This window comes from Streptomyces otsuchiensis (genome assembly GCF_004305975.1).
Taxonomy (GTDB): Bacteria; Actinomycetota; Actinomycetes; order Streptomycetales; family Streptomycetaceae; genus Streptomyces; species Streptomyces otsuchiensis.
Genome location: NZ_BHZI01000239.1, coordinates 1 through 8,915, shown reverse-complemented (window position 1 = coordinate 8,915; position 8,915 = coordinate 1). Strand labels below are relative to the sequence as shown.

At 75.5% G+C, this 8,915-nt stretch carries 9 protein-coding genes and 1 other RNA gene; 6 read left to right on the top strand and 4 right to left on the bottom strand.

Annotated features, from left to right (window positions below):
- The first annotated feature begins 19 nt into the window (after nt 1-19).
- Genes E0D90_RS20135 through E0D90_RS20125 form a run of 3 tightly spaced genes read left to right on the top strand, consistent with a single transcriptional unit; the run spans nt 20 to nt 2,876 of the window.
- Nucleotides 20-907 carry a Nif3-like dinuclear metal center hexameric protein gene (locus E0D90_RS20135; RefSeq protein WP_103500775.1) on the top strand — a complete coding sequence of 296 codons (888 nt, stop codon included), beginning with the start codon at nt 20-22 and terminating at the stop codon, nt 905-907.
- Entirely contained in the window at nt 904-1,647 is a 744-nt protein-coding gene (locus tag E0D90_RS27510; RefSeq protein WP_181008725.1) for a zinc ribbon domain-containing protein, read from the top strand. Before E0D90_RS20135 ends, E0D90_RS27510 begins: the two co-directional genes overlap by 4 nt.
- Complete coding sequence (locus tag E0D90_RS20125; RefSeq protein WP_130799523.1) at nt 1,644-2,876, top strand: bifunctional RNase H/acid phosphatase; 1,233 nt, start codon at nt 1,644-1,646, stop codon at nt 2,874-2,876. Before E0D90_RS27510 ends, E0D90_RS20125 begins: the two co-directional genes overlap by 4 nt.
- Before the next feature lie 33 nt (nt 2,877-2,909).
- Here the strand turns inward: E0D90_RS20125 and eda are convergent, their stop codons facing one another.
- On the bottom strand, nt 2,910-3,590 hold the full coding sequence (gene eda, locus E0D90_RS20120; RefSeq protein ID WP_130799522.1) for a bifunctional 4-hydroxy-2-oxoglutarate aldolase/2-dehydro-3-deoxy-phosphogluconate aldolase: 681 nt from the start codon (nt 3,588-3,590) through the stop codon (nt 2,910-2,912).
- A gap of 230 nt (nt 3,591-3,820) precedes the next feature.
- Between eda and E0D90_RS20115 the strand changes: the two genes are divergently transcribed.
- Together E0D90_RS20115 and E0D90_RS20110 are read left to right on the top strand one after the other, a co-directional pair.
- Nucleotides 3,821-4,393: a hypothetical protein gene (locus E0D90_RS20115; RefSeq protein WP_130799521.1), complete on the top strand. Its 573-nt coding sequence runs from the start codon at nt 3,821-3,823 to the stop codon at nt 4,391-4,393.
- 75 nt (nt 4,394-4,468) lie between these two features.
- Nucleotides 4,469-5,923, top strand: a complete 1,455-nt coding sequence (locus E0D90_RS20110; RefSeq protein WP_130799520.1) for a CoA transferase — start codon at nt 4,469-4,471, stop codon at nt 5,921-5,923.
- A gap of 49 nt (nt 5,924-5,972) precedes the next feature.
- Here the strand turns inward: E0D90_RS20110 and yaaA are convergent, their stop codons facing one another.
- Complete coding sequence (gene yaaA, locus E0D90_RS20105) at nt 5,973-6,752, bottom strand: peroxide stress protein YaaA (protein WP_130799519.1); 780 nt, start codon at nt 6,750-6,752, stop codon at nt 5,973-5,975.
- Between the two features lie 122 nt (nt 6,753-6,874).
- Between yaaA and rnpB the strand changes: the two genes are divergently transcribed.
- Nucleotides 6,875-7,287, top strand: an RNA gene (rnpB, locus tag E0D90_RS20100) — RNase P RNA component class A.
- A 130-nt stretch (nt 7,288-7,417) separates the two neighbouring features.
- Here rnpB and E0D90_RS20095 read toward each other — a convergent pair.
- Entirely contained in the window at nt 7,418-8,446 is a 1,029-nt protein-coding gene (locus tag E0D90_RS20095; RefSeq protein WP_103528073.1) for a serine hydrolase domain-containing protein, read from the bottom strand.
- On the bottom strand, nt 8,443-8,915 hold a 473-nt coding region (locus E0D90_RS20090; RefSeq protein ID WP_438827421.1), incomplete at its 5' end, for a DUF6895 family protein. The genes E0D90_RS20095 and E0D90_RS20090, both read right to left, overlap by 4 nt.

Here is an 8,915-nt window from a genome sequence, read left to right as displayed (position 1 = left end):
GGGCAGGTAGCCTGGACGGGTGCCCGTACTCGCCGAAGTGATCAGTGCCCTCGACGCCCTCTGGCCGCGCGAGACCGCCGAGGACTGGGACGCCGTAGGGCCTGTCTGCGGAGACCCGGCCGCCCCGGTCGAGCGGGTGCTGTTCGCCGTCGACCCCGTCGCCGAGGTCGCGGAAGAGGCGATCGCGCTCGGTGCCCAGCTGCTCGTCACGCACCACCCCCTCTACCTGCGCGGCACCACCACCGTGGCCGCCGACTCCTTCAAGGGACGGGTGGTGCACGACCTGATCCGCTCCGGTGTCGCGCTGCACGTCGCCCACACCAACGCCGACCGTGCCGATCCCGGTGTCTCCGACGCCCTGGCCGGCGCGCTCGGCCTGCGCGTGGTCGGCCCGCTCGTCCCCGACGCCGCCGATCCGGCCGGCCGCCGCGGCCTCGGCCGGATCGCCGAGCTGCGACAGCCGCTCCCGCTGCGGGAGTTCGTCCGGCAGGCGGCCGCCGCGCTGCCCGCGACCGCCCAGGGTGTGCGCGCCACCGGCGACCCGGACCGCACGATCCGCACGGTCGCGGTCTGCGGCGGCTCCGGTGACAGCCTCTTCGACCGCGTCCGCGCGGCCGGGGTCGACGCCTACGTCACCGCCGACCTCCGCCACCACCCCGCCTCCGAGGCGGCCGAGGCAGCCGTCTTCGGCGGCACGGGCCCCGCCCTGGTCGACGCCGCGCACTGGGCCACCGAGTGGCCCTGGTGCGAACAGGCCGCCGCCCAGCTCGACGCCGTCTCCGACCGGCACGGCTGGGCGCTGCGCACCCATGTCTCCCGCCGGGTCACCGACCCGTGGACCACCCACGCGCCGTCGGCGCCCGCCGCCCACGACGCATCGACGATGACCTCAGGAGCCCCCAACTGAACGCCGCGCCCGCCGACCAGATCCGTCTGCTCGACGTCCAGGAGCTGGACACCCGGCTCGCCCAGCTCGACCACCGTCGCGCCAACCTGCCCGAGCACGCGGAACTCCGCAAGCTCACCAACCAGCTCGACCAGCAGCGCGACTTCCTCGTCGCGGCCGAGACCGAGGTCGGCGACACCGCCCGCGAACAGACCAAGGCCGAGCAGGACGTCGACCAGGTCCGTCGCCGGGCCGAGCGCGACCAGCAGCGGCTGGACTCCGGCATGGTCACCAGCCCCAAGGACCTGGAGTCGCTGCAGAGCGAGATCGCCTCGCTGGCCAAGCGCCAGGACAACCTGGAGAACGTGGTCCTGGAGATCATGGAGCGCCACGAGGCCGCGACCGAGCGCGCCGCCGAGATGGCCTCCGCCGTCGAGGGACTGGAGAAGACCGGCGTCGAACTGACCAAGCGCCGCGACGCCGCCACGACCGAGATCGACGCCGACGCCGAGAAGGCCCGCCGTGAGCGGGACGCGGTCGCCCGGACCATCCCCGAGGCCCTGCTCGCCCTCTATGACAAGCTGCGCGCCCAGCACGGCGGCGTCGGCGCGGCGAAGCTCTACCAGAAGCGCTGCGAGGGCTGCCGGCTGGAGCTCAACATCACCGAGGTCAACGAGGTGCGGGCGGCGGCGTCCGACGCCGTCGTCCGGTGCGAGAACTGCCGCCGGATCCTGGTCCGGACTCCCGAGTCCGGGCTGTGAGCGCTGGCTCACGCCGGCTGATCGTCGAGGCGGACGGCGGTTCCCGGGGCAATCCGGGACCGGCGGGCTACGGTGCTCTGGTCCTGGACGCCGCCAGCGGTGAGGTGCTCGCGGAGAGGGCCGAGGCCATCGGCCGGGCCACCAACAACGTCGCCGAGTACCGGGGGCTGATCGCCGGTCTGCGCGCGGCACGGGAACTGGCGCCCGACGCCACAGTCCGCGTCCGCATGGACTCCAAGCTGGTCGTCGAGCAGATGTCCGGCCGCTGGAAGATCAAGCACCCCGACATGCGCCCGCTCGCCGCCGAGGCCCGGGAGATCTTCCCGCCGGGGGCGGTGCGCTACGAGTGGATCCCCCGCGCCGAGAACGGGCACGCGGACCGGCTCGCCAACGAGGCGATGGACGCGGCCAAACGCGGCGAGAGCTGGAGCCCGGGCAACTCCACCGCCCAGCTCGCGGCACCGGCGCGTTCAGCCGGCCCGGCAGGCGATCCCGCCGAACCCGCCGAAGCAGCGGGCTCGGACGAGAGGGCCGGGACGGCTGGGGCGACCGGGACGACCGAGGCGAGCACCACCGCGCCGCCCGCCGCCGGCTGGGGAGCCGACCAGGGCACCGCGACCACCTTCGTCCTCCTGCGCCACGGGGAGACGGCCCTGACTCCGCAGAAGCGGTTCTCGGGCAGCGGTGCCGACCCCGAACTCTCCGAGGCGGGCCGCAGGCAGGCCGCGGCGGCCGCCGCCCATCTCGCCGCGCGCGGCACGGTGCAGGCGGTCGTCACCTCTCCGGCGCTGCGCTGCCGCCAGACCGCCGGGACCGTGGCCGACGCCCTGGGGCTGAAGCCGCGGATCGAGGACGATCTGCGGGAGACCGATTTCGGCGCGTGGGAGGGCCTCTCCTTCGCGGAGGTCCGTGAGCGTCACCCGGAGGATCTGGCGGCCTGGCTCCGCTCACCGAAGGCCGAACCGACCGGCGGCGGCGAGAGTTTCGCGGCGGTCTCCCGGCGGACCGCCGTCGCCCGGGACCGGATGATCGCGCGGTTCGCGGGCCGGACGGTCCTGGTGGTCAGTCACGTCACGCCGATCAAGTCGCTGGTGCGGCTGGCGCTGGGGGCGCCACCCGACGCGCTGTTCCGGATGGAGCTGTCGGCCGCGTCGCTCTCCGCCGTCGCGTACTACGCGGACGGTGCGGCCAGCATGCGGCTGTTCAACGACACGGCGCATCTGCGCTGACCGCCGGGCGGTTTGCCCCGGCGCCGGCGCGGTTCACCCGGCGCCGGGGCTGTCGGCGGTGGCGGTCGCGGCGCGGGCCGTCTCCGCCGCCGTCCGGGAGAGGTCGGTGATCCGTCCCCAGTCCCCGGCGGCGACCGCGTCGCGCGGCGCCATCCAACCGCCCCCGACAGCCGTCACGTTGGGCAGCCGCAGGTAGTCGGCGGCGCTGGTGGCGCTGATCCCGCCGGTGGCGCAGAACCGTGCCTCGGGCAGTGGTCCGCCGACGGCGCGCAGCCAGGCGGTGCCGCCGCCGGCCTCGGCGGGGAAGAACTTCATCCGGCTGACGCCCGCCTCCAGCAGCGCCATCACCTCGGACGGGGTGGCGACACCCGGCAGGGCGGGCAGCCCCGAGTCCAGCAGCGCCCCGAGCATCGAGGGCGTGCTGCCCGGGCCGACCAGGAACCGTGCGCCGGCGGCGACCGCCGCGGTCACGTCGGCGGCGCCGCGCACGGTGCCCGCCCCGACCACCGCCTCCGGCACCTCCGCGGCGATCCGGGTGATCGCCTCCCGCGCCGCGGTGGTACGGAGCGTCACCTCGATCACCGGCAGCCCGCCCGCGACCAGCGCCCGCGCGAGGGGCACCGCGTCACTCGCCGTATCCACCGTGACCACCGGGATCACGCCGGCCGCGAGCAGCGCGTGGTCGTCGGCCGGGCGTGAGGTGACATCGTCCATGGTCGGCAGCCTGCCCGGCACCGCCGCGGTGTGCAACAGGCGTTGCGCTCGTCGCAACGTCCGGTGACCACTCTTGCGCCACCGCACCGGAGCACCGGATGCGACCCGTTCGGTGACTCTCTGTCAGTGGTCGGGGGTACTGTCGTCACCGAATGTTCAGGTCGGCTCGTCGGCGCATCCGTGCGGCGGCGGGACGACCGGCGACTGGCGACGGGCGAGGGGAGCGGCAGATGGCGACGGAAGCGGTGGACGGCGGCGCGCTGGTGGGGCGCTGGGTACTGGTCGGAGCGGTGGAGGAGGAGGTGCCGGTCGAGATCGCCGACACCCCGGACGACCTGGCTCGGGACGAGGGCCCCGCCGCGGTGGTGGCGGGGGTGCGACTGCCGCTGACGGAGGTGGTCCGGCGCTGGCTGGCCGGGGAACTGCCGGGCGAGCGGCCGGAGCCGGTGGCGGTCGGCGGGCTGACGCTGGTGGTGACAACGGAGCTGGCCTTCCACGAGACCGGGTCGGCGCCGGTCCCCTGGTTCACCGATGAGGGGGTGCTGGAACCGGCGGCGGTGCCGTTCGGCGGCCGGGTGGAACTCACCGCGGCGGGCGCGTTCCTGTTGCTGAGCCGTCCGGTTCCGTGGGCGCGTGGCAATGTCGAGGGTCGGCTCGTCCCGGAGCGGCTGGACGACGGCGACACCGTGATCACCGATCGGCTGGCGCCGTCCGAAGGCGGCCTGGAGCGGACGGTGTCGGTGGTGACGGACGGCGTCGTCCTCACGCGGGTGCGGTACTCCTACGCGCCGGCGGCCGGATGAGTCCGGGACGTGCCGCGCGTCGCGTGGCCGAGGCGTGCCGTGGTGCGCTCCGCCGCTGTCGACCACCATGGCGGTATGACGCGGAGCGAGGACGGCGCCACCGAGCAGGCGTGGGCGGCGCTCGGCGGCGAGCCGGGCCGGGCGGGTGCGGTGCGGTACGAGCCCGCGCCGGGGGCGCTGCCCGCACGGCTGCCGGTGCTGGAAATGGCGCGGGCGACGGTGGGCGTCTGTTCGCTGGCCGCCGCCGACCTGCTGGCCGAACGGAACGGTGTCCCGGCGCCGGAGGTGATGGTGCGGGAGGCATCCGTCGCCACGGCCTTCGTCAGCGAACGGCACCTGCGGATCGACGGCCGCGCCCCGGTCGCGTTCGCGCCGCTCTCCGGCTTCTGGCGGACCGCCGACGGCTGGGTGCGCACCCACGCCAACTACCCCCACCACCGGTCCCGCCTCCTGCGCTCCCTCGGGGTCACGACGCGGAGCGCGGCGACGGACGGGGAGGCGGCGCGGGGAGCGGCGGACGGGGTGACGACGGAGTGGGACGCGAGGGTGATCGCGCCGCGACTCGCCGCGGTGCTGGCGGAGCGCTCCGCGCACGAGGTCCAGGAGACCGTGTACGCGGCGGGCGGTCTCGCCGTGGCGACTGCCGCGGCTCCGGCGAGCGCCGTGGACGCGGGACCGCGCGCGGTGGGGCTGCCCCTGGTGGAGACGCCACGGGTGACGGACCGTCCGGCCCCGCCGCTCCCCGCCGCCTCCTCGGGACCGGCCGCCGGGGTGCGCGTCCTCGACCTCACCCGGGTGATCGCGGGCCCGGTGGCCACCCGGACGCTGGCGCTGCTCGGTGCGGACGTCCTCCGGGTGGACGCCCCCGGCCTGCCGGAGAGCGACAGCGCCCACGCCGACACCGGGACGGGGAAGCGCTCCACCCGGCTCGACCTCGCCTCATCCGGCGGCCGTCGCGTCCTCGACGAACTGCTGGAGACGGCGGACGTGGTGGTCACGGGCTACCGGCCCGGCGCGCTGGGCCGGTTCGGGCTCGGGCCCGAGTCGCTCCTCGACCGACGCCCCGGGCTCATCGTCGCCCAGCTGTGCGCCTGGGGCTGGAGCGGCCCGTGGGCGCCGCGTCGGGGCTTCGACAGCCTGGTCCAGGCGGCCACCGGGATCGCGGCGATCGAAGCGGGGGAGGACGGCAGGCCCGGGGTGCTGCCCGCGCAGGCGCTGGACCACGGCACGGGCTACCTGCTGGCGGCCGGGGTACTGCGGGCGCTCGCGGAGCGCGCGGCACGGGGCGGGCGCCACCTGCGGTTCTCGCTGGCGGCTACCGCGGGCTGGCTGCTGGCCGGGGTGCCGGCGGCGCCGGCCGGAGCCGGTGAGGGTGGCTCGCGGTACCGGCCGGAGCCATGGCTGGCGGAGACCGGTTCGGGGTACGGGCCGCTGACGCACGCCCTGCCCCCGGTCGGGTACCGGGGCGCTCCGCGTGACTGGGCGGCCGGCCCGACCCGCTGGGGTAAGGACCGTGCCGAGTGGCGCTGAGGCGGGCGCGGGCAGCGGGTGTGGGCAGCGGGCGCGGCGCCGTGCGGCGTCAGACCTCGGTGACCACCACGTCCAGCCGTGCCGCGTTCTCGCCCTCCACGTGGTAGCCGAGATCCCTGAGCACTCCCGTCAGTTCGTCGGGGGTGGTGGGCTCGGCCCCGGACTCCAGCAGGGCGCGGACGATACGGCCCTTGGTCGCCTTGTTGAAGTGGCTCACCACGCTGCGCTTCTCCACGCCGTTCACGGTCCGCGACTGCAGCACCCGGACCGTCGTGGTCCGGCGCGCGGTCCGCGGGTCGGGCTTCCACATCCCCGCGTAGGCGGTGGAACGCAGATCGAGGACGAGCCGCCCCTCGGCGGCCTCCGGGAGGGCCTTGCCGAGCGGTTCACGCCAGTGCCGGGCCAGCGGGCCGAGCGCGGGCAGCCGCACACCCCCGGAGCAGCGGTAGGCGGGCACCGGGTCGCCGACCCGCAGCGCACCCCAGAGGCCGGAGAAGACCAGCAGCGCCCGCTCGGCACGCTCACGGGCGGTGCCCCCGAGCGTGCCGAGGCCCAGCGCGTCGTACAGCACGCCGGTGTACAGCTGACCGGCCGGCAGGGTCGGCGCGGTGCGGAGCACGGCGTTCCGGGCCACCTCGCCGGTCTGCCGTTCGCTCAGGCCGAGGATCTCCCGGGCCTTGACCTCGTCGGCCGCGCACAGCTCGGCCAGTTCGGTCAGCACCATCTCGCGGGCTGGGGTCAGCTCCGGCAGCGACAGCCGCGCGAGCTCCAGCGCGGGGCCGTCCGTTCCCTCGGCCTTGCCCTCGGACGGCGGCAGCAGTACCAGCACGGTGTCGGGTCCTCTCGGTGGTCGTGGCACGACGGGTCGCGGCCGGTCAGCCAGCGTACGGGCCCGCGCCGGGCGGCGGAGACGGCCGGCACCACGGCCGGTAGTATGGCGGACACGGCAGACGAGTCGTGCGGACGGTCGCGTCGGGACTTCGGTCCCGCCGAGGAACGTCCGGGCTCCACAGGGCAGGGTGGTGGCTAACGGCCACCCGGGGTGACCCGCGAGACAGTGCCACAGAAAACAGACCGCCGGGGCCGAGAGGCACCCGGTAAGGGTGAAACGGTGGTGTAAGAGACCACCAGCGCCCAGGGTGACCTGGGCGGCTTGGTAAACCTCACCTGGAGCAAGGTCAAGAGGGGCCGTTTCCTTCCCCCGGGAAGGCGGCGGCTCTGCGCGGACGTTCGAGGGCTGCCCGCCCGAGTCCGCGGGTAGACCGCTGGAGGCTGTCGGCAACGGCAGCCCTAGATGGATGGCCGTCACCCCGATGGTCGCGAGACCCCGGGGTACAGAACCCGGCGTACAGCCGACTCGTCTGCCGTATCCCCCTCGTCGCAGGCAGCCCTCCCCGCTGACGCGGACAGCCCTCCCCGCGTGGCCGGGCGTGCTCCGGCTGTTGGCGGTGCGCGGCGTGAAGGCGTTCGCCGCAGCCTCCCGCCTGGCGTGGGTCAGGGCAGGTCGTCGAGCAGGGCGTGGACGGCGGCCGGGAACGGGTCACCGACGCGGAAACGGCGCGTGGTCAGCGCCACCAGGGCCGTGTCCGTCTCCGGCCGGAACGCCAGCAACGCCTGCTGCCCTGACGTCGCACCGGCGTGGAAGAGGACCGGGCCGCGGCTGCCGGGGTGGTGGAACCAGGTCAGGGTGTGCGTGTGCCGGTGCCCGATGCCGCGACGCAGCACCGGGCGCCGCAGGGCGCGCAGCGCCGCGGCGAGCGGGGTCTCCTCCGGCCGGAGCTGCGCCTCCAGAAAGGTCAGCAGGTCGTCCGGGGTGGCACGGACGGCACCGGCGGCCTGGAAGCCGCCCATCTCCAGCGCGGGTACCTCGGTGGTGCCGTCGCGCCGGTGCCCCGTGGCGTCGGTCCCCGGGTCGCCGGGTGCGGTCGCGGTGTCCGCGAGGCCGAGGGGCCGCAGCACGCGGCGGTCGAGGAGTTCCTCCCAGGGCAGCCCGCTGTGCGCGGCCATCGTGTGCCCCAGGACGGCGGCGCCGAAGTTGGAGTACCGCCAGCGGGTCCCGGGCCGGTGGCGGGGCCGTCGGACGGGCCGCAGGAACGCGGCGACGACCCGTTCGGCCGGGTACCCGGCGTAGGGGTTGGTCGTCCAGCGCGGTACCGCCTGCCGGTAGAAGTCGGCGGGCAGCCGGGGCAGTCCCGAGGTGTGGGTGACCAGGTGCGTCAGCGTCGCCCGCTGACCGCCGGTCGGGTGCCGGGGCGACAGCAGGTCGGCGGCGCGGTCGTTCCAGCGGAGCTCGCCGCTGTGGACGAGGTCGGCGAGGAGCAGCGCGTTGTAGGTCTTGGCCGCCGAACCGATCTCGTACCGCAGCTTCTCCCTGGGCTGCGCGGGGGGTTCGGCCGTGCCGCCGGAGAGCACGACGCGTTCGCCGCGCCGGGAGTAGCCCAGGATCGCGTCGGGCGCGTCCGCCAGGGCGAGGGTCTCCGCGAGCCGGGCGCGGACCTCGCCCTCGGTCGCCGCTGGGCTCATGCGGTGCTGCCGGCGGGGGCGCGCAGGTCGCCCATGGCCCGGGAGGTGGCCAGCACGGAGGCGAAGGCGGCCACCAGGGTCGGGTGGTACAGCGCGTCGAAGACGTCGTCCGGGCTGCCGTCGGGGACCACGCCGCGCTGGGCCGGCATCGCGCCGTCGGGGAGCTGCGCGTCGGCGAACGCGCGCCAGGCGTGCGGGTCGAGCGTCGGCGTGGGCAGGCAGGCGTCCACGACCAGGAACTCGCCGAGCAGGTCCCAGTGGCCGATCTCCAGCCAGTCGTCGATCCAGGCCGGCAGCCAGAGCGCCAGGTAGTCCGCGATCTCCTCGGGGAGCCCGGCGGGGTTCTCGCCCCAGTCGGTGAGGTGGAAGACCGTGTGGGTGATGGCGTAGCCCACGTTCATCTCGACCGTCCACGGCTCGGGGCGGCGGGCCAGCCAGGTGGCGGCGAGCGCCTGCTCCCGGGGGGTGG

What these genes read in the sequence shown, in the direction of transcription:
- E0D90_RS20115 (WP_130799521.1), top strand. Translation starts at nt 3,821, where the DNA reads ATGGCGACGGAAGCGGTGGACGGCGGCGCGCTGGTGGGGCGCTGGGTA.
- E0D90_RS20095 (WP_103528073.1), bottom strand. Translation starts at nt 8,446, where the DNA reads ATGAGCCCAGCGGCGACCGAGGGCGAGGTCCGCGCCCGGCTCGCGGAG.
- E0D90_RS20110 (WP_130799520.1), top strand. Translation starts at nt 4,469, where the DNA reads ATGACGCGGAGCGAGGACGGCGCCACCGAGCAGGCGTGGGCGGCGCTC.
- eda (WP_130799522.1), bottom strand. Translation starts at nt 3,590, where the DNA reads ATGGACGATGTCACCTCACGCCCGGCCGACGACCACGCGCTGCTCGCG.